The 25,130-nt window shown below is 67.2% G+C and carries 22 protein-coding genes; 14 read left to right on the top strand and 8 right to left on the bottom strand.

Annotation, left to right across the window (positions count from 1 at the left end):
• The first annotated feature begins 64 nt into the window (after positions 1-64).
• A complete protein-coding gene (gene rimO / locus O6X71_RS02805; protein WP_353464340.1) occupies positions 65-1,417 on the top strand; it encodes a 30S ribosomal protein S12 methylthiotransferase RimO in 1,353 nt (450 codons plus the stop codon).
• A gap of 94 nt (positions 1,418-1,511) precedes the next feature.
• On the opposite strand, the gene O6X71_RS02800 is transcribed toward rimO, so the two are convergent.
• Positions 1,512-1,658 carry a lmo0937 family membrane protein gene (locus O6X71_RS02800; protein WP_107954842.1) on the bottom strand — a complete coding sequence of 49 codons (147 nt, stop codon included), beginning with the start codon at positions 1,656-1,658 and terminating at the stop codon, positions 1,512-1,514.
• A gap of 164 nt (positions 1,659-1,822) precedes the next feature.
• Here O6X71_RS02800 and O6X71_RS02795 point away from each other — a divergent pair, with 164 nt between their 5' ends.
• Positions 1,823-3,214 (top strand): serine hydrolase domain-containing protein, encoded by a 1,392-nt coding sequence (locus O6X71_RS02795; protein ID WP_353464339.1) that lies wholly within the window; start codon positions 1,823-1,825, stop codon positions 3,212-3,214.
• Complete coding sequence (locus tag O6X71_RS02790) at positions 3,211-4,596, top strand: leucyl aminopeptidase family protein (RefSeq protein WP_353464338.1); 1,386 nt, start codon at positions 3,211-3,213, stop codon at positions 4,594-4,596. The genes O6X71_RS02795 and O6X71_RS02790 overlap by 4 nt, the downstream gene beginning before the upstream one ends.
• A 115-nt stretch (positions 4,597-4,711) precedes the next feature.
• Here O6X71_RS02790 and O6X71_RS02785 read toward each other — a convergent pair whose 3' ends face one another.
• Both O6X71_RS02785 and tpiA read right to left on the bottom strand, forming a co-directional pair.
• Positions 4,712-5,410 (bottom strand): hypothetical protein, encoded by a 699-nt coding sequence (locus O6X71_RS02785; RefSeq protein ID WP_353464337.1) that lies wholly within the window; start codon positions 5,408-5,410, stop codon positions 4,712-4,714.
• 167 nt (positions 5,411-5,577) lie between these two features.
• Complete coding sequence (gene tpiA, locus O6X71_RS02780; protein ID WP_435368435.1) at positions 5,578-6,321, bottom strand: triose-phosphate isomerase; 744 nt, start codon at positions 6,319-6,321, stop codon at positions 5,578-5,580.
• A 150-nt stretch (positions 6,322-6,471) separates the two neighbouring features.
• Between tpiA and O6X71_RS02775 the strand changes: the two genes are divergently transcribed.
• A complete protein-coding gene (locus O6X71_RS02775) occupies positions 6,472-8,427 on the top strand; it encodes a peptidylprolyl isomerase (RefSeq protein ID WP_353464335.1) in 1,956 nt (651 codons plus the stop codon).
• Positions 8,428-8,431: 4 nt separating this feature from the next.
• Positions 8,432-9,925, top strand: coding sequence for an anthranilate synthase component I (gene trpE, locus O6X71_RS02770; protein WP_353464334.1), 1,494 nt, complete (start codon positions 8,432-8,434; stop codon positions 9,923-9,925).
• Between the two features lie 98 nt (positions 9,926-10,023).
• Here the strand turns inward: trpE and O6X71_RS02765 are convergent, their stop codons facing one another.
• Positions 10,024-10,428 carry a hypothetical protein gene (locus O6X71_RS02765; protein WP_136190384.1) on the bottom strand — a complete coding sequence of 135 codons (405 nt, stop codon included), beginning with the start codon at positions 10,426-10,428 and terminating at the stop codon, positions 10,024-10,026.
• A gap of 184 nt (positions 10,429-10,612) precedes the next feature.
• On the opposite strand from O6X71_RS02765, the gene O6X71_RS02760 reads away from it, so the two are divergent.
• From O6X71_RS02760 to moaC, 4 genes are read left to right on the top strand one after another with little or no spacing between them, the layout of a single operon-like run.
• Complete coding sequence (locus O6X71_RS02760; RefSeq protein WP_353464333.1) at positions 10,613-11,296, top strand: anthranilate synthase component II; 684 nt, start codon at positions 10,613-10,615, stop codon at positions 11,294-11,296.
• Positions 11,293-12,285 carry an anthranilate phosphoribosyltransferase gene (trpD, locus tag O6X71_RS02755; protein ID WP_353464332.1) on the top strand — a complete coding sequence of 331 codons (993 nt, stop codon included), beginning with the start codon at positions 11,293-11,295 and terminating at the stop codon, positions 12,283-12,285. Before O6X71_RS02760 ends, trpD begins: the two co-directional genes overlap by 4 nt.
• 1 nt (position 12,286) lies before the next feature.
• Positions 12,287-13,063 carry an indole-3-glycerol phosphate synthase TrpC gene (trpC, locus tag O6X71_RS02750; protein ID WP_353464331.1) on the top strand — a complete coding sequence of 259 codons (777 nt, stop codon included), beginning with the start codon at positions 12,287-12,289 and terminating at the stop codon, positions 13,061-13,063.
• Complete coding sequence (moaC, locus tag O6X71_RS02745; RefSeq protein ID WP_353464330.1) at positions 13,060-13,527, top strand: cyclic pyranopterin monophosphate synthase MoaC; 468 nt, start codon at positions 13,060-13,062, stop codon at positions 13,525-13,527. The genes trpC and moaC overlap by 4 nt, the downstream gene beginning before the upstream one ends.
• A gap of 91 nt (positions 13,528-13,618) precedes the next feature.
• Here the strand turns inward: moaC and O6X71_RS02740 are convergent, their stop codons facing one another.
• Positions 13,619-14,314: an energy transducer TonB gene (locus tag O6X71_RS02740; protein ID WP_353464329.1), complete on the bottom strand. Its 696-nt coding sequence runs from the start codon at positions 14,312-14,314 to the stop codon at positions 13,619-13,621.
• 546 nt (positions 14,315-14,860) lie between these two features.
• Here O6X71_RS02740 and O6X71_RS02735 point away from each other — a divergent pair.
• Together O6X71_RS02735 and lexA are read left to right on the top strand one after the other, a co-directional pair.
• Positions 14,861-16,042: a molybdopterin molybdotransferase MoeA gene (locus O6X71_RS02735; protein WP_353464328.1), complete on the top strand. Its 1,182-nt coding sequence runs from the start codon at positions 14,861-14,863 to the stop codon at positions 16,040-16,042.
• 68 nt (positions 16,043-16,110) lie between these two features.
• Entirely contained in the window at positions 16,111-16,782 is a 672-nt protein-coding gene (gene lexA, locus O6X71_RS02730; protein WP_353464327.1) for a transcriptional repressor LexA, read from the top strand.
• A gap of 673 nt (positions 16,783-17,455) precedes the next feature.
• Here lexA and O6X71_RS02725 read toward each other — a convergent pair.
• Entirely contained in the window at positions 17,456-19,645 is a 2,190-nt protein-coding gene (locus O6X71_RS02725) for a ComEC/Rec2 family competence protein (RefSeq protein ID WP_353465046.1), read from the bottom strand.
• A gap of 90 nt (positions 19,646-19,735) precedes the next feature.
• Here O6X71_RS02725 and gltX point away from each other — a divergent pair, with 90 nt between their 5' ends.
• The 3 genes from gltX to O6X71_RS02710 are packed head-to-tail and all read left to right on the top strand — an operon-like array spanning position 19,736 to position 22,678.
• Positions 19,736-21,166 carry a glutamate--tRNA ligase gene (gene gltX / locus O6X71_RS02720; protein ID WP_353464325.1) on the top strand — a complete coding sequence of 477 codons (1,431 nt, stop codon included), beginning with the start codon at positions 19,736-19,738 and terminating at the stop codon, positions 21,164-21,166.
• A 25-nt stretch (positions 21,167-21,191) separates the two neighbouring features.
• A complete protein-coding gene (locus O6X71_RS02715) occupies positions 21,192-22,475 on the top strand; it encodes a citrate synthase (RefSeq protein WP_060524737.1) in 1,284 nt (427 codons plus the stop codon).
• Entirely contained in the window at positions 22,475-22,678 is a 204-nt protein-coding gene (locus tag O6X71_RS02710) for a hypothetical protein (protein WP_107962026.1), read from the top strand. The genes O6X71_RS02715 and O6X71_RS02710 overlap by 1 nt, the downstream gene beginning before the upstream one ends.
• On the opposite strand, the gene O6X71_RS02705 is transcribed toward O6X71_RS02710, so the two are convergent.
• Together O6X71_RS02705 and O6X71_RS02700 are read right to left on the bottom strand one after the other, a co-directional pair.
• A complete protein-coding gene (locus O6X71_RS02705; protein WP_353464324.1) occupies positions 22,652-24,034 on the bottom strand; it encodes a sensor histidine kinase in 1,383 nt (460 codons plus the stop codon). The genes O6X71_RS02710 and O6X71_RS02705 overlap by 27 nt on opposite strands.
• Positions 24,031-25,128, bottom strand: a complete 1,098-nt coding sequence (locus O6X71_RS02700; RefSeq protein WP_353464323.1) for a DUF2336 domain-containing protein — start codon at positions 25,126-25,128, stop codon at positions 24,031-24,033. Before O6X71_RS02700 ends, O6X71_RS02705 begins: the two co-directional genes overlap by 4 nt.
• Between the last annotated feature and the right edge of the window lie 2 nt (positions 25,129-25,130).

Here is a 25,130-nt window from a genome sequence, read left to right as displayed (position 1 = left end):
CATGGCGGATGCATTTTCCACCGCCTAGAAAAAACCGAACTTTGCGCCTATGTGCGCGGGCTTCATGGCAACAACACTCCCCTCCCCGCCGAAGATCGGCATGGTCTCGCTCGGCTGTCCGAAAAACCTCGTCGACAGCGAACGGATTCTCACGCAGCTCCGCGGCGACGGCTACCAGATGTCGCCCGATTATGCCGGCGCCGACATCGTGCTGGTCAACACCTGCGGCTTCCTCGATTCCGCCAAGGAGGAAAGCCTCGAGGCGATCGGCGAGGCCATCGCCGAGAACGGCCGCGTCATCGTCACCGGCTGCATGGGCAAGGAAGCCGACGCGATCCGCGCGCGCTTCCCGCAGGTCCTCGCGATCACCGGCGCGCACGAATACGAGCAGGTCGTCGGCGCGGTCCACGAAGCGGCGCCGATGCCGCCCTCGGCATTCCTAAACCTGATCCCCGACGCCGGCCTGAAGCTGACCCCGCGCCACTACAGCTATCTGAAGATCTCGGAGGGCTGCAACCACCGCTGCTCGTTCTGCATCATCCCAAGCTTGCGCGGCGACCTCGTCAGCCGCCGCCCCGACGCGATCCTGCGCGAGGCGGAGAAGCTTGTCGAAGCCGGCACCAAGGAACTGCTGGTCATCAGCCAGGACACGTCGGCGTATGGCGTCGACCTGCGCCACGCCAGCTGGCCGGTGAAGACCGGTGGCCCGATGTCGCGGAACGAAGCCCGCGAGGTCCGCGCGCACATGACCGACCTCTCGCGCGAACTCGGCAAGATCGCACCGTGGGTCCGCCTCCACTACGTCTACCCGTATCCGCACGTCGATCACGTCATCCCGCTGATGGCGGAAGGCCTCGTGCTGCCGTATCTCGACATCCCGTTCCAGCACGCCGCGCCGTCGGTGTTGCGCCGGATGAAGCGCCCCGGCAACGATGCGAAAGTGCTCCAGCGCATCCACAATTGGCGGACGATCGCGCCCGACATCACGATCCGCTCGACCTTCGTCGTCGGCTTCCCCGGCGAGACCGAGGAGGATTTCCAGTATCTGCTCGACTGGCTCGACGAAGCGCAGCTCGACCGCGTCGGTGCGTTCCGCTTCGAGCCGGTCGAAGGGGCCGCGGCGAACCTGCTGCCCGATCACGTGCCCGAAGAGCTCAAGGAAGAGCGCTACGCCCGTATCATGGAAAAGACCGCGGCGATCTCCGCGGCCAAGTTGCAGGCGAAGATCGGCCGCACGCTCGACGTGATCATCGACGCGGTCGACGAGGAGGGCGCCACCGGCCGCTCAAAGGCGGATGCGCCAGAGATCGACGGCGAAGTTTTCCTTCGCGATGCCGGTCACCTGACGGTCGGCGACATCGTCCCGGTCACGATCGAGGACGCCGACGATCACGACCTCTACGGTGTGCCCGCCTGATCCCGCCTACTGTTCTCCCGCGAAAGCGGGAGCCCAGGATACCAAGCGATACCGCCCATAACCCTGGGCTCCTGCGTTCGCAGGAGAACCAAAGTCAGACGACGTTGCGACCGGTGAACAGCTTCACCAGAACGACAATGACCGCGATCACCAGCAGGATGTGGATCAGTCCGCCAGCAACGTGGAAGGCAAAGCCTGCCAGCCAAAGGATCAGCAGGATGACGGCGATGGTATACAGCATGATTGTGTCCCCTAAGACGTAAAAAGGCTCCCGGTCGGACGATGAAACGTGCGTGTAACACGGCGTGTTCCGTCAACATTTCTGCCCTAGCCTAACCCCTTCAACCGCCACGGAATAAAAATCACGGCGTTGCGCACGCACGCCGGTTCTGCTTCGTTGCGCGCATGATCCTCCGCCTCCTCGCCGTCGCCGCGCTACTCCCGGCCCCCGCCATCGCGCAGTCGCTCACCCCCGCCGAAACCGCGCAGATCGACACGCTGGTCACCGACGCGCTCGGCGATACCGGCGTGCCCTCAGCTTCGATCGCGGTAGTCCGCGGTGGCCGGATCGTGTTCGCCAAGGCGTACGGGAAACCCTCAGAGGCGATCGCCACCGCCGACCCCAAGCTCCCCTACCAGATCGCCTCGATCTCCAAGCAGTTCACCGCCGCCGCGATCCTGCTGCTCGAGGACGAAGGCAAGCTCAGCCTCGACGACACCGTCGCGAAATACATCCCCGGCATCACCGACGGCGACCGCATCACGATCCGCCAGTTGCTCAGCCACACCTCCGGCCTCCAGGATTACTGGCCGCAGGATCACAGTTTCGCGGCGATGGCCAAGCCCGTCATCCCGCAGCAGATCGTCGATCGCTGGGCCAAGAAGCCGCTCGATTTCCAGCCCGGCACGCAGTGGCAATATTCCAACACGGGCTATGTCGTCGCCGGCATGATCGTCGAGAAGGTCGCGCGCCAGCCGCTGTTGAGCTTCCTCCAGCAACGCATCTTCAAGCCGCTCGACATCCGCGCGATCGACCAGGACAAGGCGATCGGCAAGGCGTTCCCGCAAGGCTATGGCCGCTTCGCGCTAGGCCCGGTCCGCCCCGAAACGCCGAGCGCGGACGGCTGGCTCTACGCCGCCGGCGAACTCTCGATGAGTGCCGAAGACCTCGCCAAATGGGACGTCGCCCGTCTCAACCGCACCACGCTCCCCGCCGACGACTGGGCCGCACAGGAAACCCCTGTAAAGCTCGCCGACGGCAGCAGCAACGGCTATGGCCTCGGCGTCTTCACCGGCAGCGCGAACGGACGCCGTTACGTCGAGCACAGCGGCGAAGCGGTCGGCTTCCTGTCCGAGAACACCGTCTATCCCGACGACAAGGCGGCGATCGTCGTCCTCACCAACAGCTGGTTCAGCGACGCAACGGGCCGCATCGCCGCTGGCGTCGCCAAGATCGTCCTGCCTACCGCACCCGCCAATGCCGAAGACACCGCCGCACTCGCCCGAGCCCGCGCCGTCTATGACCAGCTCCGCACCGGCACGCTCGACCGCAAGGGCCTGACCGAAGACGCGAACTATTACTTCAAGCCGGTCGCTCTCGCCGACTACAAGACGAGTCTGAGCGCACTCGGCGAGCCCACCGCCTTCGCACAAACCGGCAAGACCCGCTTGCGCGGCGGCTTCGTCAACCGCACCTACCGCATCACCTATCCCGACCGCACGCTCTCGCTCAGCACCTATGCCGAGCCCGGCGCGAACGGCCGGTACGAACAACTTTTGGTGGCGCCCGCACAATGACCGACTTCGCCTCGATGCTTCAACCCGACCGCGGCCAGTCCGCCCGGACGATCCACGTCGTCCATCCCGACGCGTATGAAGGCTGGCTCGCGAGACAATCGCAGCGCATCCGCACGACGATCGCCGCACACCGCCTGACCGGCAAACCCGGCGACCGCGCCGTGCTGCCGGGCGAGACGGCCAATGACTGGTCGATGCTGCTGGTCTGCAACGAAGCGGTGACGTCGCCGTGGCGGATCGCCTCGCTCGGCGCATCGCTGCCCGAGGGCACATACCGTCTCGCGGAGGGTCCTGTCGGCGCGGCCGGACTAGGCTGGATGCTCGCGCAGCACCAGTTTACGCGGTACGTGAAGCCCGACGCGACCGGCCCGCGCGTGCTCCTGACCGCGGACGCCGCGCACATCGACGAGACGGTTCGCCTCGCCGAAGCCACCGCGCTCGTCCGCGACCTCGTCAACACCGGCGCGTCCGATATGGGCCCCGCCGATCTCGAAGCCGCCGCCGAGACGCTCGCCAAACGCCACGGCGCGACCGTCACGACCACGCGCGGCGATGCGCTCGCGACCGGCTACCCGATGATCCACGCGGTCGGCCAGGCCGCGAGCAAGGACCGCGCGCCGCGGCTGATCGAACTCGAATGGGGCGACCCTTCGCACCCCCGGATCGCGCTGGTCGGCAAGGGCGTCACCTTCGACACCGGCGGGCTCGACATCAAGCCGTCGGCCGGCATGCGACTGATGAAGAAGGACATGGGCGGCGCGGCACATGCGCTGGCGCTGGCGAGCCTGGTGATGGCCGCCAAACTCCCGGTCCGCCTCCACCTCCTGATCCCCGCGGTCGAGAACTCGATCGCCGGCAACGCCTTCCGCCCCGGCGACGTGCTCGCCACGCGCAAGGGGCTGGCGGTCGAGAACACCAACACCGACGCGGAAGGTCGCCTCGTGCTCGGCGACGCGCTGACCAAGGCGGGCGAGAGCAATCCCGAACTGATCGTCGATTTCGCCACGCTTACGGGGGCGGCGCGCGTCGCACTCGGTCCCGACCTGCCGCCGATGTTCACCGACGACGAATCGCTCGCCGCGGACCTGCTCGCGGCCGGGCTGGAACAGAACGACCAGATGTGGCGCCTGCCGCTTTGGAATGGCTATGACGAGATGCTCAAGTCGGACATCGCCGACATGGTCAACGCGCCCGATGGCGGTTTCGCAGGCGCGATCACCGCCGCGCTGTTTCTCCGGCGGTTCGTGCCGAAGACCGCGGCGTGGGCGCATCTTGACGTGTTCGCATGGCGGCCATCCGCCAAACCAGGCAGGCCGAAGGGAGGCGAAGCTTACGCCCTGCGCGCCGCGTTCGCGATGTTGGCTAAGAGGTACGGCGCCTAGCCGTTCCCCCGCGGAGGCGGGGGTCCAGGGTCACGAAAGTCAGCCTGTGAGATCCTGGGCCCCCGCCTCCGCGGGGGAACGAGCTGATGCTTAGGACAGCTCAGCAAGGACGACCTTACCCCGTCGCAAATTGCCCGAACGGCAGCAACTTGTCCGCCAGAGCCTTCGTCGCATTCGCATCGCCAGCCCGCAACGGCACCAGCACCGCCACCGCAGCCTTCCGCACATACCCGTCGATCGCGGTCGGGGTCGGCGCCTTGCTAGCCGTCTCGACCAAAGCCCGTCCCCGAGCATCGTTCGGATCCAGCTCCAGCCGCAACAACCCGGCAAGCCCAGCGAACATCGCCCGGTTGCCACCCAGCGCCACCGACTTGTCCAAAGCCTCGAACCCGACCGCCTTCTGCGCCCCCGCAACCGCACGTCCGACGAACCGCCCGAGCTTCGCGATCACGCCGACATGCCACGCCCCCAACGCCGCCTGTGCCTCGGCGTTGCGCGGATAACGGACGACCAATGCCTCATATTGTTTCCGCGCCGCGATCGCCTGCCCTCGGTTACCGAGCAGCTTGGCGCGATACCCGTTCGCCATCGCCTGCATGATCGCGGCCTCGGCATCGTTCGGCGAGCGGCTCAGCGCCTGCCCCGCCGCTGCCGCCGCCCGGTCGATCCGTGCCAGCGCGACATTGCGATCGCGGTCGACGAACCCGGCCTGTGTCAGCAACTCGCGCGGAGTCTCGGCACGCGCCGCGATCGGACACAGGACGGCGCTCGCGATCAGCGAGGCACTCACGCAACCGGGGAACCACCTGGCCATATCAACCCTCGCACCGAAGTTATCCGATCAACGCCCCGGCCCGAAACTCGGCCGTCGAATCGTTGCACGGACCATAAGACCGCCATGTTTATCGAGACTTAACACGCTCTACCCAAGATCCGGATCAGAAACGTCCAGATCAGGATCAAGATCGACCGGACCGCCCGTCACAACCCCGCCGCTGCCTCGATGATCGGCACGAACTTCTCGGCGGTCAGGCTAGCACCACCGACCAGCGCCCCGTCGACGTTCGGTGTATCGAGAATCGACGCCGCATTCGCCCCCGTCACCGACCCGCCGTACAGGATCCGCACCCCGGCCGCCGCGTCACCGATCAGCATCCGAAGTTTCGCGCGCGCGATCGCGTGGATCGCCGCGATCTCGTCCAGCGTCGGCGTACGCCCGGTGCCGATCGCCCAGCGCGGTTCATAGGCCAGCGTGAACCAGCTCCCATCCGCATTGTCTGGCACCGACTTCTCGATCTGCGCCTGCACGACCCGCTCGGCACGGTCCGCATCGCGCTCCGCCTCGGTCTCGCCGCAGCACAGGATCACGTTCAGTCCCTGCCGCCGCGCCGCCGCCGCCTTCGCCCAGGCGTCGTGGCTCGTCTCATGCTGGTCCGCGCGACGCTCCGAATGGCCGACGATCGTAAACGACGCGCCGACTTCCTTGACCATCGACGCAGACACGCACCCGGTATGCGCACCCGAATCCGCTTCGTGCACATCCTCCGCGCCGATCGCCAACCCCGGCACGCGCTGTGACGCCGCGTCGATCAGCGTGAACGGCACCGCCACCGCGACGTCAACGCCCGGCGCGGCGGCCGCTGCCGCAGCGATCGTATCGAGCTCGGCCAGCGCCGCGCGTGACCCGTTCATCTTCCAGTTTCCGGCTACAAGCTTACGCCGCATCGTCATCTCCCGCGTGTTTTGCCCAGCGATAGCGCCGCACCCGCCCCGCACAACCCCACACAACCCCAAGCCACGTTGCGCGCCCGACTTGAAGAGCCGCCCTCGCCCCCGTAAAGCAACCGCGTTCCCATCCCTGTCGATCGGCTGTCCATGCTCGCTTTCTTCCGCCGCCTTACCCATTCGAAGGTCGGCGTGATCATCACGTTCCTGGTACTCGGCGTGATCGCGCTCGCGTTCGCGGCGGGTGACGTCACCGGGCTCAGCTCGATGACCGGCGGTGCCGGGATCACCGGCGGCGACGTCGCTAAGGTCGGCAAGGCGGACGTGACCGCGAACCAGCTCAAGACGCAGGCGCAGACCGAGATGGAGGGCTTCCGCCAGCAGCAGCCAACGCTCGACATGGCGACATTCGTCAATCAGGGCGGCTTCGACGGCACGCTCGACCGGATCATTTCCAGCATGGCGCTCGAGCAGTTCGGCCGTGCGCAGGGCATGGTCGTCAGCAAGCGTGCGATCGACGGCCAGATCGCCAGCATCCCCGCCTTGCAGGGCCCGACCGGGAAGTTCGACGAGAATCTCTACCGCCAGGTGCTCGCTCAGCGGAAGCTGACCGACGCGCAGATCCGCAGCGATATCGAGCGTGACACCTTCGCGCAGCAGCTGACGCTGCCTTCGAACGGCGCGACTCAGGTCGCCAGCCAGCTCGCGCTTCCTTACGCCTCGCTGCTGCTCGAAAAGCGCACCGGCACGATCGGCTTCATTCCTGCCGCCCTCGTCCCCGCCGGCCCCGCGCCGAGCGATGCGGACCTCAACACCTTCTATCAGCGCAACATCGCGCGCTACACCGTCCCCGAGCGCCGCGTCGTCCGCTACGCGATGATCACGCCCGAGGCCGTCAAGGCACAGGCCGTCCCGACCGACGCCGAGATCGCCAAGACCTATCAGCAGGACAGCGCCCGCTACGCCGCGACCGAAAAGCGTGACATCACGCAGGTCGTCGTCGCCGACCAGGCCGGTGCCGCCGCGATCGCCGCCAAGGTGAAGGGTGGCGCCAGCCTCGCCGACGCCGCCCGCGGTGCAGGGCTCGAAGCCTCGACCCAGACCGGTGTCGAGAAGGCTGCCTATGCCGGGACGACGTCCGCGCAGGTCGCCGATGCCGTCTTCGCGGCAGCCAGCGGTGCGGTGATCGGCCCGGTCCGCACGCCACTCGGCTGGACCGTCGCCAAGATCGACAAGATCGAAAAGGTCGCGGCGCGTTCGCTCGATCAGGTCCGTGGCGAGATCGCCGCCGCGCTCGGTATCCGCAAGTCGGCCGAGGCGCTTTCTGCCATCCACGACAAGATCGACGACTCGCTGTCGAAGAACGCGACGTTCGACGAAGTCATCGCCGACCAGAAGCTCGCGGCCGTCACCACGCCCGCGCTGATCGCCAGCGGCCTCAACCCCGACGACCCCGCCAGCAAGCCCGACCCTGCGCTTACGCCACTCGTCGCCGCAGCGTTCCAGGCTGCCGATGGCGACGGTCCGCAGCTGGTCCAGGTCGGCACCGATGGCGGTTTCGCCGTCGTCGCGCTCGGCCGTGTCGTCCATTCCGCGCCGCGTCCGCTGGCACAGGTTCGCGCCGCGGTGCTCAAGGACGTGACCGCCGATCGCGCTCGTCAGGCGGCACGTCGTGTCGCTGGCGAAGTGCTCGCGCGCATCAACAAGGGCATGTCGATCCAGCAGTCGCTGGCACAGACCAAGCTGCCGATGCCGCCCGCCCGCACGCTGACCGCCGCCCGTGCACAGCTCGCCGCAGATCCGCGCGGCGCCCCCCCCGCGCTCGCGCTGATGTTCAGCATGGCGCCGAACACCGTCAAGACGCTGGCCGCACCCGACGACAGCGGCTGGTTCGTCATCAAGCTCGACAGCGTTCAGAGCGGCAACGCGACCGGCAACGACGCGGCGATCAAGGCGGCGCGCGGCAACATCGCCCGTTCGGTCGGTCGCGAATATGTCGAGCAGTTCGCCAAGGCAGTCCGTGCCGATGTCGGCGTGAAGACCAACCCGTCCGCACTCGCGCGCGTCCGTGCCGACCTGCTCGGCCAGGGCGGCTCGGGCAACTGATCGTATGACGAGCGCGCGTGAAGCCTTGGCCGAAGGGCGTCCCGCGCTCGTCTGGCGTCGCCAGGTCGCCGATACCGAGACACCGGTCGCCGCCGCGCTGAAGCTCATCGAGCCTGGGCGCGGCGATTTCCTGCTCGAGTCGGTCGAGGGCGGCGAGACCCGCGGTCGCCACAGCCTGATCGGCCTCGCCCCCGACCTGCTGTTCCGCGCGCATGGCCACAGCGCGGAGATCAACCGCCACTGGGCAACCGATCGCGAGACGTTCGAGCCATGCCCGGTGCCCACGCTCGATGCGTTGCGCGCGCTGGTCGCCGAATGCCGGGCCGACGTCCCAGCCGAACTACCGCGCGCGCTCGCCTGCCTGGTCGGTTATTTCGGCTACGAGACGATCGGGCTGGTCGAGACTCTGCCGCAGCCGCCAGTCGATCCGCTGGGCCTGCCCGACATGATCTTCGTGCGGCCGACCGTCATCCTGGTGTTCGACCGCCTGACCGACGCGCTCTACCTCGTCGCACCGGCCTGGCCCGATCCCGCACGCGATGCCGACGCGGTCGTGACCGAGGCCGAAGAGCGTCTCGACGCGGTTGCCGCCAAGCTTGCCAGCACGCCGGTCCCCGCACCGATCCGCGCCGACGTCGCAGAGCCCGAATACACGCCCGCGCTCCCCGAAGGCCGCTACGGCGAGATGGTCGCCGCGGCAAAGGACTATATCCTAGCCGGCGACATCTTCCAGGTCGTGCTCGCGCAGCGCTTCAGCACACCCTTCGCACTGCCGCCGTTCGAGCTCTACCGCTCGCTACGCCGGATCAACCCGTCGCCGTTCCTGTATCACCTCGACCTGCCCGGCTTCGCGCTGATCGGCTCGAGCCCTGAAATCCTCGTCCGCGTCCGCGACGACGAAGTCACGATCCGCCCGATCGCCGGTACGCGCCCACGCGGCAAGACCGCCGCCGAGGACGAAGCGAACCGCGTCAGCCTGCTTGCCGACCCCAAGGAGCGCGCCGAACACCTGATGCTGCTCGATCTCGGCCGCAACGACGTCGGTCGTGCCGCGGCGCCGGGGTCGGTGAAGGTAACGGCAAGCTACGGCGTGGAATTCTACAGCCACGTCATGCACATCGTCTCGAACGTCGTGGGCACGCTGTCCCGCGACAAGGACGCGCTCGACGCGTTGTTCGCGGGCTTCCCCGCCGGTACGGTCAGCGGCGCGCCTAAGGTCCGCGCCTGCCAGATAATTGCCGAACTGGAGCCCGAACGCCGCGGGGCGTACGCAGGCGGCGTCGGCTATTTTTCGCCCGACGGCTCGATGGACTCCTGCATCGTGCTGAGGACGGCGGTGGTGAAGGACGGCACGATCCACGTGCAAGCCGGTGCCGGCATCGTCGCCGACAGCATCCCCGAATACGAACAGAGAGAATGCGAAGCGAAGGCTGGCGCGATCTTGGCGGCAGCACGGGAAGCCGTCCGCCGAGCTAAGGCGCCGGGCTTCGGTCAATAATCCGGCGTTAGAGAGAATGTTTCCCCGCGAAGGCGGGGACCCAGATTGGGCTCCCGCCTTCGCGGGAGAACAAGATCTTTTGCCCTAACATGTTTTGCTTACGGGGTCGTATTCGTCTCGCTAGCCGGCGCACGACGCTCCTGGGCATAGGCATTGTTCCGCGCGAGGAAGCAGCCGGACTGGCCGCCGGTCCCGACCGCCGAGCACGTATCCGGCAACCCGCCGGCAACACGCCCGAGCTGATCCATCGACGCCGCACGATTGACCCAGCTCTGGTTCTGCGCCGCGATCGGCTTGTCGTCGCGCAGCTGCTTCGGGATGCGATACGGCTGGTCGAGCGTCGAACACACCACGACTTCGCCCGCGGTCGACTTCGGGCACGCCTGGTCCCCGGTCAGCGTCACGCTGCGAATGCGCTGCGGCGGGGTGTCGACCTGCGCCTCCTGCGCGTACGCCATAGCGGGGAATGCGATCAGTGCGGCGAGGACGGCGGTACGAAACATGGATCAGGCTCCTTTGAGCGAATAACGTCCGTCATGCAGCATTGCTCCGCACTGAATGATGGTCGCCTGCCCGGGCGATATAGGAACCGCCATCGCCGTTCGCGACCTTGCCAGGGACAATTAGCGCCGAACCGTCCCGGCCGAGCGCTGTTGCACCGCGCCCCGCATCGGCTATGGCGGCGCCATGATCCTCGTCGTCGACAATTACGACAGCTTCACCTGGAACCTCGTCCATTACCTGATGGAACTGGGTACCGAGGTCGAAGTCGTCCGCAACGATGCGATCTCCGCCGGGCAGGCTCTGTCGTCGGGCGCGGACGCGTTCCTCATTTCCCCAGGCCCCTGCACGCCGACCGAGGCGGGCGTAAGTCTCGACTTGGTCGCCGCCTGTGCCGATGCCGGCAAACCCCTACTAGGCGTGTGCCTCGGCCATCAGGCGATCGGCCAGCATTTCGGCGGCAAGGTCGAGCGCGGTGGCCTGATGCACGGCAAGACCTCGCCCGTTGTCCACGACGATACCGGGCTGTACGCCGGGCTGCCCTCACCGTTTATCGCCACGCGCTACCACTCGCTGATCGTCAACGCGGTCCCCGACACGCTGGTGGTGAACGCGACCGCACAAGACGGCACGATGATGGGCTTCCGCCACAAGACGCTGCCGATCCACGGCGTCCAGTTCCACCCGGAAAGCATCGCCACCGAACACGGCCACGCGATGCTGGCCAACTTCCTCAAGATGGCGAACATCCCCCACCAACTCCCCTCCCGCCTGCGGGAGGGGTCGGGGGAGGGCAGCACCGCACCCACGACGTCTGCGAAGGAAGCAGCCCCTCCCCTGACCCCTCCCGCAAGCGGGAGGGGAATGTGACGACCGCCACCCTCCTCCCCGACCCATCGTCGCCCCTCTCCCGCGAATCCGCCCGAGAAGCCTTCGCCGACATCCTCGACGCCCGCGCGAGCGACGACGCGATCGCCACTTTCCTCACCGACCTCGCGACGCGCGGCGAGACCAGCATCGAGATCGCCGAAGCCGCACGCGCGCTCCGCAACCGGATGATCCCGATCGACGCCCCCGCCGGCGCGATCGATGTCTGCGGCACCGGCGGCGACGGCCACCACACCCTGAACGTCTCGACCGCCGTCGCGCTCGTCGTCGCCGCGTGCGGCGTCCCCGTCGCCAAGCACGGCAACCGCGCCGCCTCCAGCAAGGCCGGCGCCGCCGACACGCTGGAAGTGCTCGGCCTCGACATGGACCGCGCCGGCGCCACTGCGGAGGCAAGCCTCAACGAGATCGGCATCGCCTTCCTGTTCGCCGCCAACCACCACCCGGCGATGAAGCGCATCACCCCGATCCGCCAACGCATAGCCAAACGGACGATCTTCAACCTGATGGGCCCGCTCGCCAACCCGGCCGGCACCACCCGCCAGCTCATCGGCATCGCCCGCCCCGACTATGTGTCGCTCTACGCCGAAGCGCTCGAACAGCTCGGCACCGAAGCCGCGCTCGTCGTCTCGGGCGAAGAAGGTCTCGACGAACTGTCGGGCGCCGGCCCCAGCATCGTCGCCTCGGTCGGCACCGTCGCGTTGCCCGGCAAGGTCACGCCCGAAGACGCAGGCCTCACCCGCCACGCCATCACCGACATCCGCGGCGGCGACGCGCACCACAACGCCGACGCACTCCGCCGCCTGCTCAAGGGCGAGGCCGGCGCTTACCGTGACGCCGTCCTCCTCAACGCCGCCGCCGCCTTGATGGTCGCCGGCACCGTCCCCAACCTCGTCGACGGCGCGGCCAAAGCCGCCGCCGCCCTCGACACCGGCAGCGCCGACGCGCTGCTCGCCCGCTGGATCGCCTACTGACATGACCATGCTCGACCGTATCCTCGAGACCAAGCGCGCCGAAGTCGCTGCGCGCAAGGCAACGACCTCGCTCGCCGACATCGACGCCGGCATCGCCCGCATGTCGAAGCCGCGCGGCTTCCGCGCCGCGCTTGATGCGAAGAAGGGCTACGCGCTGGTCGCCGAGGTCAAGAAAGCCAGCCCCTCGAAAGGCTTGATCCGCGCCGACTTCGATCCCGTAGCCCACGCCCGAGCCTATGAAGCCGGTGGCGCCGCGTGCCTGTCGGTGCTGACCGACGAAAAGTGGTTCCAGGGCTCCGACGCTTACCTCACCGCCGCGCGCGACGCCGTCTCGATCCCCGTCCTGCGGAAGGACTTCATGGTCGACCCCTGGCAGTCGACCGAGGCCCGCGCGATCGGCGCCGACTGCATCCTGATCATCGTCGCCGCGCTCGACGACATCCAGATGGCCGAGATCGAGGCCTCCGCGCTCGAATGCGGCATGGACGTGCTGGTCGAAGTCCACGACGCGCACGAGATGGAGCGCGCGCTGCGGCTGAAGTCGCGCCTGATCGGCGTCAACAACCGCGACCTGCGCGACTTCTCGGTCGACTTCCAGCGCACCTACGACCTCGTCGGCAAGGCGCCCAAGGACTGCACCTTCGTCGCCGAAAGCGGGCTCACGACCCGCGCCGAGCTCGACGCGATGGCCGCGCACGACATCCACTGCTTCCTGATCGGCGAAGCGCTCATGCGCCAGGACGACGTCGAAGCCGCAACGCGCGCGCTCGTCGGGTGACCGGCCTAACGCACATCGACGAAGCCGGCGCGGCAAGAATGGTCGACGTCGGTGGCAAGGCGGTGACCGCCCGGGAAGCCATCGCCTCCGGCCGTATCACCATGTCCGCCGAAGCCGCCGCGGCGATCGGCGCCGGCACCGCGAAAAAGGGCGACGTCCTCGCCGTCGCGCGCGTCGCCGGTATCATGGCCGCCAAGCGCACCAGCGACCTGATCCCCCTCTGCCACCCGCTGCCGCTGACCAAGGTCGAGATCGACCTGGTCGTGGACGAAACCGGCGTAACCGCCACCGCCACCGCCTCGACCGAAGGCAAGACCGGCGTCGAGATGGAAGCCCTGACGGCTGCTACGGTCACACTCCTGACGATCTACGACATGGCCAAAGCGATCGACAAGACAATGGTCCTCACCGACATACGCGTCCGCTCCAAGAGCGGCGGCAAGTCCGGCGACTGGACCGCGTAAAACAAAACCCTCTCCCCAACGGGGAGAGGGAAAGACGCCAAAGGCGGCGAGGGTGAGGGCAAGCCAAGCAGAACGTGCCTAGCCTGGGACTTCAATCCCCATCCATAGACCAGTCATGGCTTTCTACGATCGTAGACTCGACCGGCCGGCCCGCTGCATCGAGCGACGGATGATACCGAAACCGCTGCTCGATCAGCCGGCACGTAAGAGTATCCAGCACCCGGCTCCCGCTCGATCGGGTCACGCGGCACCCCGAAACCCGCCCACTGGTTTCGACCAAGTACCGCACAAACACCCGCCCCCGAATTCCGGTCTCGGCGGCCTCCCGTGGATAATCCGAATCCCGCAACCGCCCGCTGCGCCACTCTGGCGGCGTCTCCTCGCCCCCGCCGCCATCGCCGTCGCCATATCCCCCACTCCCGGTGCCATTCCCGACTCCGCCACTCCCCGTGCCCGGCCCGCGGATATCCGAAGCCCCCGCCGTAGCCTGCGCCCCCACCCCCGCCTTCTCCGCAACCACGACGGGCGGCGGTGGCACGACGATCGGAACCACGGGCGGCGGCGCCACCACCTCCGTAGCCTTCGACTTCAAATTAGGCGGCGACGCAGCCCCCTCCGGCTTGCGGCTAGGCGAAGGCCGAGGCCGCACCTTCTCCTCGGGCGGCGGAGGCGGAGGCGGGGGCGCATCGAACACCTTCAATGCGTCACTCACCGCCGCCGGCATCGTCACCACCAGCCCATTGAGCAGCGCATAGCCAAGCACCCCTGGCAACAGGACAGCACCCACCGCCGCCCCGATCCTGTCTCTCGCCCGAGGCTGATTGCGTGTCATCATGCTGATCTGGTGTCTCTTTCTCCCAAACAAAGCCCCGCTCCGGATGAACCCCCGCTGGCCGAGCGTTTTGAGAAGGCGACAGGCGATCACCCGCATCTCCTCGTCAACTGGGAAGAGAGCAGCCCCCCGCAACCACCACCCCGGCGAAGGCCGGGGCCCAATTGGGAAACTCGCGGTAACGAAGCGCGACGCCCGCCAAACCCATGTTTCCCCGCGAAGGCGGGGACCCAGCCTGGGCTCCCGCCTTCGCGGGAGAACAAGAATGCACCAGCTGCGCCGGATCGCCGCGCCGCCCTCCGTAACCCCAACAACACCTGTCCTACGTCCCAAACCCATGGCAAAGCACCAGACACGCCAAAACTCACCCCCTCCGCCGGACCTTCTACCGGACGAGACCGTTCCAAACCTGAACCCCAGAACCGCGCCGCCAAATGTCTCCCAGCGTGTGAACTTCCTGCACTTCCAGCAGGAGAGCCGCCCAGAAACAGAGCCTTACGCATGACCCTAGTCCCCGTCGCCGAAGCCCAGTCCCGCCTCTTCGCCATGGCCCCCCGCGTCGGCCACGAGACCGTGACGCTACGCGAAGCCGCCGGCCGCTGGGCCGCCGAGGACATCCTCGCCCGTCGCACGCAACCGGCCGCCGACCTCTCGGCAATGGACGGCTACGCAATCCGTTACGCAGACCTCCCCGGCCCCTGGAAAGTCATCGGCGAAAGCGCCGCCGGCCGCCCCTTCGCAGGCCAGGTCGCCACCGGCCAAGCCACCCGCATCTTCACCGGCGCCGCCATGCCCGAAGGCGCCGATACCGTCATGGTCCAGGAAGAAGCCGAACGTGACGGCGAAACCCTGATCCTGGCCGGCGAAGGCCCCCCGACGCTCGGCCGCAACACCCGCCGCAAGGGCCTCGACTTCTCGACCGGCACCCGCCTGATCGCCGCCGGCGACCGCCTCAGCCCGGCGCGCATCGCCGTCGCCGCAACCGGCGGCCATGGCAGCCTCACCGTCAGCCGCCGCGTCCGCGTCGCCGTCGCCGCCACCGGCGACGAACTCGTCCCCCCCGGCTCGACCACCGACGGCGTAGCGCTCCCCGAATCGAACGGCATCATGCTCGCCGCGATGCTCGCCGACATGCCCGTCGACATTATCGACCTGGGCATTCTGCCCGACAATCTCGAAGTCCTCCGCGAAGGCTTCGCCAGCGTCCAGGCAGACCTCCTGGTCACCACCGGCGGAGCGTCGGTCGGCGACCACGACCTCGTCCGCCCGGCAATCGAAGCCGCCGGCGGCACGATCGACTTCTGGCGGATCGCGCTGCGCCCCGGGAAGCCGATGATGGCCGGCCGGATCGGCGAGATGATGGTGCTCGGCCTCCCCGGCAACCCGGTCTCCGCGTTCGTCACCGCGACGCTGTTCGTGAAGCCCGTCGTCGCGCACATGGCCGGTGCCCGCGACCCGCTCCCCCAGTCGACCCATGCGCTGCTCGGCGAAGACCTCCCAGCGAACAACGCCCGCACCGACTATCTCCGCGCCGAACTGCGCGACGGCAAAGCCTATGCCTCGACGATCCAGGACAGTTCGATGCTGCTCACGCTCGCCCGGTCGACCTGCCTGATCGTCCGCCCCGGCAACGCGCCCGTAGCAAAGACAGGCGAATCGGCGGAAATCCTCATGATCGCGTGATACGGACGCTTGACGGCGTTAATTATGTTCCATAGAAGTTCCCAGTCTGTTCCGGACGGAGAACCGCCATGCTCACGCGCAAGCAGCACGAACTCGTCTGCTTCATCAACGATCGCCTCAACGAAACCGGCGTCTCGCCGTCGTTCGAGGAGATGAAGGACGCACTCGACCTCAAGTCGAAGTCGGGCGTCCACCGTCTGATCAGCGCGCTCGAGGAGCGCAACTTCATCCGCCGCCTGCCGAACCGCGCGCGCGCGCTCGAAGTGCTCCGCATGCCCGAGCGTGCCGAGAAAAAGGCGCCGTCAAAAGCATCGAACGTAAAGTCCGCGCCCGCCACCGCGCCGCAGCCAGCGAACGACGTCGTCGATATTCCCCTCCACGGCCGCATCGCCGCCGGCGTCCCGATCGAGGCGTTCGAAGGCAGCACCATGCTAGCCGTCCCCGCCGCTCTGCTAGGCACCGGCGAACATTATGCGCTCGAAGTCTCCGGCGACTCGATGGTCGAAGCCGGCATCCTCGACGGCGACTACGCTCTGATCCGCCGCACCGAGACCGCCCGCGACGGCGAGATCGTGGTCGCGCTTATCGAGGACAGCGAGGCCACCCTCAAATACTTCCGCCGTGAAGGCGCCATGGTCCGCCTCGACCCGGCAAACCGCGCCTACGACCCCCAACGCTACGCGCCTGCGCAAGTCCGGGTACAGGGCAAACTCTCCGGCATCCTCCGCCGCTACGACTGAGCCGCGGAGACCGACCTGCGTTATCATCGCGCAGGCCGGTCTCTGTTTTAGCTGCTTAGGAAAAGTGCCCGCTCAAGCTGGTGAGCTAGTCGCCCTCTCCCGCGAGCGACAGCGACCGGTCTGATCGGCAAATTAAGCGATGTACTCGGAGTTGTCCGAGACAGTTCTTCGATATGCCCAAGCAAAGACCGCCAAGCGTCCGGAAGACTTTGTCCCGCTTCGATGCATAAGCGCGACCTCGACGCGAACCCCCAATATCTGTGCCTCCGCGCCTCTGCGCGAACATATCGCCGTCCGTCCCCCGCGCAGCCGAAGAATTGGTTCGCGCGGAGACGCGGAGACGCGGAGGTGTTGCGCTTAGAGAGAACGAGGCACCTCCAAACGTCTTCGGAAGGAAGACTAAACAGTTCCCAGCCCGAGCCACCCCGTCATACAAAAACCTTCTCCGCGTCTCCGCGTCTCCGCGTGAACCAGTTCTTTTCGCTGTTACCGTATGCGACGACGGAAGATTTTGTTCACGCGAAGGCGCAAAAGCGCGAAGACATGGTGTGTGGATCAGCGCCTACCGGCTTTCGTTGGCGGCAAAAAACTGACGTCAGCTTATCGTTCATGGAGGTGTAAGGCCTCCCGAGCCGCATCACCCTCGCGCCTTTGCGCCTTCACGTGAACAGTTCTATTTTTGACGGCCTTGGCCGGCGCGAAACGCCGATACAGTACCGTGAAACCGGTCATGGTGCGGCCTGAACGCGTACACTGTGCGTTCGAGGAGAGGCGGATCGCGCCAGGGGTGACGATCGCCTGCGTTCAGGATGGTCACGACTGTCCCGCTTCCCAAGGTCAGCGCGACGCCGCCCGTACGCCGGAGTACACGACGATCCAGTTTCAGCCACCGCGGTACGCACCGCTTCGGCAGACCGCGTTCGCTGACGACGACATCGGCACCGTGACAGGCGGCGATGAACTCAGCAATCGGAACCATATAGGCGCTGCGGGTCGCGAGGATGCGCCACATCCGTCCCCGCGCGGCAATATCGGTGACGCACAGATCGCGACTACACCGCGCATCGGGTTGGTCCGCCAGCAACAACGGCTCGCCGTCCACCCCGCCATTCTCGGCCAGCATGTCGCGCGTGTAGTCGCCTGCCCGGTCGCGCAGCATCGCCAGCCCCGCCGCCGTCCGCACCGCGACATGGCGCCCGTCGCCGGTCACGAGAACATCCGGCGCCGGCGTCGTCATCGCCCAGACCGCGCCAATCGCCAGGGGTATCAGCCCGAGCCGCCGCCACCGCGTTCGCCACAAGGCTATCCAGATGCCACCGCTGATCATCAGTGCGAACGCAGCCGTCGGCATCGCGGGCAAGGACCGCACCGATCCGGGCGCGTCGGCAACGATGTGCGCGAGCGACAGCAGCGCATCGAGTGATCGCTGCACCAGCCACCATATGGGCGCCCCGAGTCCGCCGGCGTCCAACAGCAACGCCAGCGCTTCCAGCGGCATCACCACGAACGTCGTCAGCGGAATCGCGACAATGTTGGCGAACGCGCCGTAGAGTCCGGCCTTGTGGAAATGATAGACCGCGATCGGCATCAGCGCGAACTCGACGAGCAGGCCGGTGAGCAACAGCGATGCTATGCCGCGAGCAAGGCGGCGCAGTCTGCCTTCCTCATGCGGTCCGAAGAACGCGCGAATCGCTGGATGCTCGTGCAGCGCCATGATCGCGGTGATTGCCGCGAACGAGAGCTGGAAGCTTGGCCCCGCCGCCGATTCGGGCAGCACGAGCATGACGCACGCCGCGCCCGCCGCGACGAGGCGCAAGGTCATCGCCTCTCGCCCCATCGCCAGCGCCGCCAACACGAGTAGCGCAGCGACGCACGACCGGATCGTCGGAACCTGACTCCCGGTCAGCAACGTATAGCCGATTGCCGCAGCTGCGCCCGCCAACGCAGCGATCAAAGGCAAGCGCGCGTGCAACGCCAGCCACGGGCTCAGCGCCAACAGCCGCAACACGATCAACATCGTCGCCGCCACCGCTGCGGTGATGTGCAACCCGCTCACCGACAGCAGATGCGCAAGCCCAGCGCGACGCATCGCCTCCGAATCCTCCTCGCTAATGGCACCGACGTCTCCGGTTGCGAGCGCCGCGGCGATACCGCCGGCGCTCCCCTCCAGTCGCGATACGATGTGACGCGAGAGCGCGACGCGGATGCCGGCACCCGACTCGCTCGACATCGTCACGACCACGGGTGCGAAGCCTCTTCCCGTCGCACCGATCCCGCCGAACCAAGCGACGCGGGCGAAGTCGTACGCTCCCGGCACCGCGGGCAGCGGCGGCGGCATCAGCCGGGCCCGCAGATGCACGACCGCTCCCGTTCCCAACAACTTGGGCGCATCCGCTTCAGCCAGATTGACGCGGACGCGGTATGGCAATGCGACCGGTTGCCCGTCGGTCTCCACTCCCTTCCCGATCGGCAGCAGCGTCAGCCGGACCAGCTGACGCGCGACCAGTGGCTCGATCGCCTCGACCTTTGCGGAGAAGCTCGCGATCGTCGGTCCGCCCAACACCGGCCGGGCCACAGACTCCGATCGCGCCCAGATCAGCCCAAGCCCCAGCGCCGCCGTCAGCAACCCGATCGCCAGCGACCGCGCCGCGCGTCCGCCCTGCCCCACGGCCAGACACGCCAGCCCACTCGCCAGCAACAGCAGTATCGTCACGCACCATGCCGCCGGATCGGGCAGCGCGAACCACAACGCGATCCCGCCGCCCAGCATCACCGGCAGCCACAAGACCAGCTGGTCGCGCTCCGCCTCGAGCCAGCGCTCCACGGCAAGACCGACGACAGCCCCCCATCGCGGCACGCCCATTTGTCGCCGCCAAGGACGCATGCTAGGGGCGGCGACGGCTGTCATGGCCATCGTTTCTCCATCGTTTCATCAGTCTGGGAGCACCCGCGGTTGGGCGCAATATCCGATACGGGCACCGCCAATTCGGCCGCACCCGTGGTTACCCGTTTCGCTCCGTCGCCGACGGGGTTCCTGCATCTTGGCGGCGCGCGCACCGCGCTGTTCAACTGGCTGTTCGCGAAAGCAAATGGCGGCAAGTTCCTGCTGCGGATCGAGGATACCGACCGGGTCCGTTCGACCCAGCCGGCGATCGACGCGATCATCGACGGGATGCGCTGGCTCGGGCTCGACTGGGACGGCGACGTCGTCATGCAGTTCGCAGGCGCCGAGCGTCACGCGCAGGTCGCGCACGAAATGGTGGCAAATGGGCATGCCTATCGCTGCTACATGACCAACGACGAGATCGCCGCGATGCGCGCCGAGGCACAGGCAGCGAAGAAGCCGCTCCGCATCCGCAGCCCTTGGCGCGATCGCCCCGAGAGCGAAGCGCCGAACCTTCCCCATGTCGTCCGCCTGCGCGCGCCGCAGGAAGGCGCCGTCACGATCGAGGACCGCGTGCAAGGCGCCGTCACGGTCAAGAACGAAGAGATCGACGACCTCGTCCTGCTCCGCTCCGACGGCACGCCGACCTACATGCTCGCGGTTGTCGTCGACGATCACGACATGGGCGTGACGCACGTCATTCGCGGCGACGATCACCTCAACAACGCGTTCCGCCAGCTGCCGATCTACCGCGCGATGGGCTGGCCCGAGCCGATCTACGCGCACATCCCGCTGATTCACGGCCCCGATGGCGCCAAGCTGTCGAAGCGTCACGGCGCGGTCGGCATCGAAGCGTACCGCGACGAGATGGGTATCCTGCCCGAGGCGTTCGACAATTACCTGCTCCGGCTTGGCTGGGGCCACGGCGACGACGAGATCATCAGCCGCGAGCAGGCGGTCGAATGGTTCGACCTGTCGGGCGTCGGCAAGTCGCCCTCGCGCTTCGACCTGAAGAAGCTCGAGAACCTCAACGGCCATTACATCCGCGAAGCCGACGATGCGCGCCTGGCGCAACTCGCCGCCGATCGCCTCGGTCACGACCTGCCGACCGGCGGACTCGATCTTCTGACTCGCGCGATGCCCGTCCTGAAGCCGCGTGCCGCAAACCTGAACGAGTTGGCCGAAGGATCGAATTTCCTGTTCAGCCAGCGCCCGTTGGCCATGGACGACGCCGCAGCGAGCCTTTTACAGGGTGAAGCGAGTGCGATTTTGGTCAATGTTCATGCCGAACTTGACGCGCTCGCCGAGTGGGATACGGAGGCGCTCGAAGGCGCGGTACGGCGCGTGGCCGAAGCGCGGGGCGTCAAGCTCGGCCAGGTCGCACAGCCGCTTCGCGCCGCGCTGACGGGACGCAAGACGTCGCCGGGGATCTTCGACGTGCTCGACCTGCTCGGGCGCGACGAGAGCCTGGGACGGATCGCCGACCGGATGGCTAGCTGATAAGATTTCGAGGAAGGATACAAGCATGAGCGAGACCGCAACCCTCAAGGTCGACGGCAAGGATTTCGAGTATCCGGTGATGTCCGGTACGGTCGGACCCGATGTCATCGATATCCGCAAGCTGTACGCGCAGACGGACAATTTTACCTATGATCCGGGCTTCACCTCGACGGCGTCGTGCCAGTCGAAGCTGACCTATATCGATGGTGACGCGGGCACGCTGCTGCACCGCGGCTACACGATCGGCGAGCTGGCCGAGCAGTCGAACTTCATGGAAGTCGCCTATCTGCTTCTCAACGGCGAACTGCCGAGCGAAGACGAGCTGGCGAACTTTTCGACCACGATCACGCGCCATACGATGGTGCACGAGCAGCTCGCGCAGTTTTTCCGTGGCTTCCGCCGCGACGCGCATCCGATGGCGATCCTGTGCGGCGTCGTCGGCGCGCTGTCGGCGTTCTATCACGATTCGACCGACATCCACGATCCGGCACAGCGCGTCATCGCGTCGCACCGCCTGATCGCCAAGATGCCGACGATCGCCGCGATGGCGTACAAGTACAGTGTCGGCCAGCCGTTCGTCTATCCGGACAACACGCTGAGCTACACCGGCAATTTCCTGAAGATGACGTTCGGCGTGCCCGCCGAGAAGTATGTCGTGAACCCGATCGTCGAAAAGGCGATGGACCGCATCTTCATCCTCCACGCCGATCACGAGCAGAACGCGTCGACCTCGACCGTCCGTCTCGCCGGTTCGTCGGGCGCCAATCCGTTCGCGTGCATCGCCGCCGGCATCGCCTGCCTGTGGGGTCCCGCGCACGGCGGCGCAAACGAAGCCGCGCTCAACATGCTGCATGAGATCGGCACCGTCGACCGCATCCCCGAGTATATCGCTCGCGCCAAGGACAAGAACGATCCGTTCCGCCTGATGGGCTTCGGTCACCGCGTCTACAAGAACTACGATCCGCGCGCGGCCGTCATGCAGACGACCGTCAAGGAAGTGCTCGGCGAGCTGGGCGTCACCGACCCCGTGTTCGACGTCGCGATCGAGCTCGAGCGTCTCGCGCTCAGCGATCCGTACTTCATCGAGAAGAAGCTGTTCCCGAACGTCGACTTCTATTCGGGCGTGATCCTGTCGGCGATCGGCTTCCCGACGTCGATGTTCACGGTGCTCTTCGCGCTTGCCCGCACGGTCGGCTGGGTCGCGCAGTGGAACGAGATGATCACCGATCCCGACCAGAAGATCGGCCGTCCGCGCCAGCTCTACAGCGGCCCGACCGCGCGTGACTACGTCCCGATGGCGTCACGCTGATGAAGACGCTCCGGCCGATCCTGATGATCGTCGGCGTGCTCAGCGCGCTGATGGGTCTGCTCTGGATCGGCCAGGGGCTCGGATACGTCCACTGGCCGCAGTCGAGTTTCATGCTCGACCAGCGGCCATGGGCGGATCGCGGCGCATTCCTTGCCGCGTTCGGCCTCGCGCTGATATTAGTGGCGCGCCGGATCCGCCGGTAAGGTCAGCACGAACCGCGCGCCTTCACCGGGCGCGCTTTCGATCGTGAGATCCCCCTGCATCGCCCGCGCGAGACGCCGCGCGATGTACAGGCCGAGCCCATTGCCGCCGGCCTCCGACGGATCGACCCGCTCGAACTTCTCGAAAATCCGGACCTGATCCTCAGGCGCGACGCCCTTGCCCTTGTCCGCCACCACGACGACCGCGTGGGTCTGCGTCCGCGTTACCGTGACGATCACCTGCGCACCGCGTGGCGAGTAGCGCACCGCGTTGCCGACGAGATTGACCAGAACCTGCAACACGCGACGGAAATCGCCGAGCGCCGGAACACGCACGTCCAGCGCCGGGCGGGTGATCGTGACACCTGCGTTCGCCCCGCGCACCGACAACAGCCCGGCCGCCCGTCGCGCCACATCGGCAAGGTCGATCGGCTCGGGCACCAGCGCAAAATCGGGCCGCTCGACCGCCTGGAGATCGACGAGGTCATCGACCAGTTCGAGCAGATGCCGTCCCGCACTGGCGATATCCGCGGCGTAATCCGCGTAATCGCCCTGCACCGGACCATCCGCCTGCGCATTGATGCTGTCCGCGTTCGCGACGATACGCGCGAGAGGAACCCGCAACGCCTTGTCGAGTCCGCTCGTAAAGGTCGGCGACAGTGTCTCGGTCGAGACAGCAGGGGGCGGTGCGTCTTCGACTACCATGCGTGCAGCGCCAACGAACCCGGCAAAGTCGCCCGCCGCATCGTGTCGAACATTGGCCGTCAACGTCACCGCGCGTCCGGAACTCCGCAGCCGAGCCGGTTGCGCCGTCATCGAGCGTCGCCGCGCAAGTGAGTCGAGGATCGGCAAGGCCCCATCCACACCGGTATCCAGCGAGAACATCGCCGTCAGCGGCTGGCCCAGCAACGCGAAGGCGTCGAACCCGTGCTTCGGCCCTGCATCGAGCGTGACGAACGTCAGCCGTAGCGCGGAATCCGTCTCCCACCGCCAATCCGTATCGCTGCCGTGGAAATCGTCCTGCGTATCGGGCGCCGGTCGCGCCGGCCGCCACGCCGCGATCTCGCGCCAGCCGCTCACCGTCAGCCGTACGTTCTCACCATCCGGTTGAGCCCGCACCCAGAGATCTACATCCGCCTCGTCGTCCGCGACGACCACGCCGCGCGACACGACGATCCCCAGCCGACGCGCGAGCCGGGCGATCGTCGCAAGCTGCGGCACGGCAAGTGGTGCACCGCGCATCCCGCCCGCCCGCTGGTTGAGCGCAACCAGCGCAGGGTCCGCAAACGACAGCGAACCGTCGGGCGCGACGATCGCGTGCGCAATCGGGCTTTCGATCGAGGGGTCGAACACGCTCATCGCCGATCCGTACGCGCCAGCGCGCGCAACGCCATCCGAAAATCGCGGTTCAACGCTAGTGGCGCGAGCGACGCGCGCGCATCCTCGACCCCGACCGACACGATCGCATCGAGCGCATCCGCAAACGCCTCGATATCGCGCCGCGGATCCGCCTCTGACAGCGCCAGCCCGATCCGTGCGATCGTCGGCCGATCGAGGTCGATCGCGCGCAACGCGAGCCACAGCCGATCGCCCTCCGGGTCCAGCGTGATCGCCCGCGCCTGATCGAACGCGATGCCGATTGCATGCGCCAGCACCGCGACGAACAACGACAGGCGGCGGTCGCCGATCGATTCGATCAGCACCGCAGGCAATTCGTTCGGTCGCGCATCCAGCGCGCCGGCGAGCCGCGTCGCCACCGCATCGGGTCGCTCGCCTTCGTCGTGCGCGGCTAGACTACGCTGCGCTGCATCGGTGATCGCCCGGTCGCTTTCCCGCGTGACGGACTTCAGGCCATCGCGCACGGCCGCCGCCACCCACCAGACCAGCCGGTGATGCAGTTCGGCGGGCAATTCACTACCCCCGACCGATCCCTGCTCGTTCGCCACCCGCCGCCGGCTTTCCGCAGCCAGCAATGCAGACGCCGCCGACGCCACCACGCTGTCCGGCACCCCCGCCAGCCTCACGAGCAAGCTCGCTTCGTCGGGTTCGGCGACCTCCACCGGCAACGAGGCGGCAATCAGGTCATGGCGTACGCGCGCGATCAGTTCGTCCATCAATTCTTCGTCGCGGAGCAGCCCCGCGCGCGTGAGACGATCGAGAACGCCCCCCGCCCCGGCCTTCAGCATCGCCTCGCCGGCCTGTGTCGCGCCACCGCCCGCGAGCAGTCGTGCGGCATGTCGGCGGATGTCCCATTCGATCGCCCCGACGATCGCGCCAAGCACTTGCGCGAGCATCAGCCGCGTCCGGTCGTCGAGCCGTGCATCGGCATCGAGAAAGAAATCCGCGATCGTTCCGGTCAGCCGCGCGTCCGCGCGCAGGCGTGCATCCTCCGCTCGCGCAACGGGATCATAGGGCGACACGACGTCACGCACTGGGTCTGGACCGACCGACATGA

The organism is Sphingomonas faeni, from assembly GCF_040407505.1.
In the GTDB taxonomy this organism is placed as follows: Bacteria; Pseudomonadota; Alphaproteobacteria; order Sphingomonadales; family Sphingomonadaceae; genus Sphingomonas; species Sphingomonas faeni_E.
Note: the sequence above shows the minus strand (reverse complement) of the source record. Positions and strands in the feature narration are given on the sequence as shown.

What these genes read in the sequence shown, in the direction of transcription:
- rimO (WP_353464340.1), top strand. Translation starts at nt 65, where the DNA reads ATGGCAACAACACTCCCCTCCCCGCCGAAGATCGGCATGGTCTCGCTC.
- O6X71_RS02800 (WP_107954842.1), bottom strand. Translation starts at nt 1,658, where the DNA reads ATGCTGTATACCATCGCCGTCATCCTGCTGATCCTTTGGCTGGCAGGC.
- O6X71_RS02795 (WP_353464339.1), top strand. Translation starts at nt 1,823, where the DNA reads ATGATCCTCCGCCTCCTCGCCGTCGCCGCGCTACTCCCGGCCCCCGCC.
- O6X71_RS02790 (WP_353464338.1), top strand. Translation starts at nt 3,211, where the DNA reads ATGACCGACTTCGCCTCGATGCTTCAACCCGACCGCGGCCAGTCCGCC.
- O6X71_RS02785 (WP_353464337.1), bottom strand. Translation starts at nt 5,410, where the DNA reads ATGGCCAGGTGGTTCCCCGGTTGCGTGAGTGCCTCGCTGATCGCGAGC.
- tpiA (WP_435368435.1), bottom strand. Translation starts at nt 6,321, where the DNA reads ATGCGGCGTAAGCTTGTAGCCGGAAACTGGAAGATGAACGGGTCACGC.
- O6X71_RS02775 (WP_353464335.1), top strand. Translation starts at nt 6,472, where the DNA reads ATGCTCGCTTTCTTCCGCCGCCTTACCCATTCGAAGGTCGGCGTGATC.
- trpE (WP_353464334.1), top strand. Translation starts at nt 8,432, where the DNA reads ATGACGAGCGCGCGTGAAGCCTTGGCCGAAGGGCGTCCCGCGCTCGTC.
- O6X71_RS02765 (WP_136190384.1), bottom strand. Translation starts at nt 10,428, where the DNA reads ATGTTTCGTACCGCCGTCCTCGCCGCACTGATCGCATTCCCCGCTATG.
- O6X71_RS02760 (WP_353464333.1), top strand. Translation starts at nt 10,613, where the DNA reads ATGATCCTCGTCGTCGACAATTACGACAGCTTCACCTGGAACCTCGTC.
- trpC (WP_353464331.1), top strand. Translation starts at nt 12,287, where the DNA reads ATGACCATGCTCGACCGTATCCTCGAGACCAAGCGCGCCGAAGTCGCT.
- O6X71_RS02735 (WP_353464328.1), top strand. Translation starts at nt 14,861, where the DNA reads ATGACCCTAGTCCCCGTCGCCGAAGCCCAGTCCCGCCTCTTCGCCATG.
- lexA (WP_353464327.1), top strand. Translation starts at nt 16,111, where the DNA reads ATGCTCACGCGCAAGCAGCACGAACTCGTCTGCTTCATCAACGATCGC.
- O6X71_RS02725 (WP_353465046.1), bottom strand. Translation starts at nt 19,645, where the DNA reads ATGGGCGTGCCGCGATGGGGGGCTGTCGTCGGTCTTGCCGTGGAGCGC.
- O6X71_RS02715 (WP_060524737.1), top strand. Translation starts at nt 21,192, where the DNA reads ATGAGCGAGACCGCAACCCTCAAGGTCGACGGCAAGGATTTCGAGTAT.
- O6X71_RS02710 (WP_107962026.1), top strand. Translation starts at nt 22,475, where the DNA reads ATGAAGACGCTCCGGCCGATCCTGATGATCGTCGGCGTGCTCAGCGCG.
- O6X71_RS02705 (WP_353464324.1), bottom strand. Translation starts at nt 24,034, where the DNA reads ATGAGCGTGTTCGACCCCTCGATCGAAAGCCCGATTGCGCACGCGATC.
- O6X71_RS02700 (WP_353464323.1), bottom strand. Translation starts at nt 25,128, where the DNA reads ATGTCGGTCGGTCCAGACCCAGTGCGTGACGTCGTGTCGCCCTATGAT.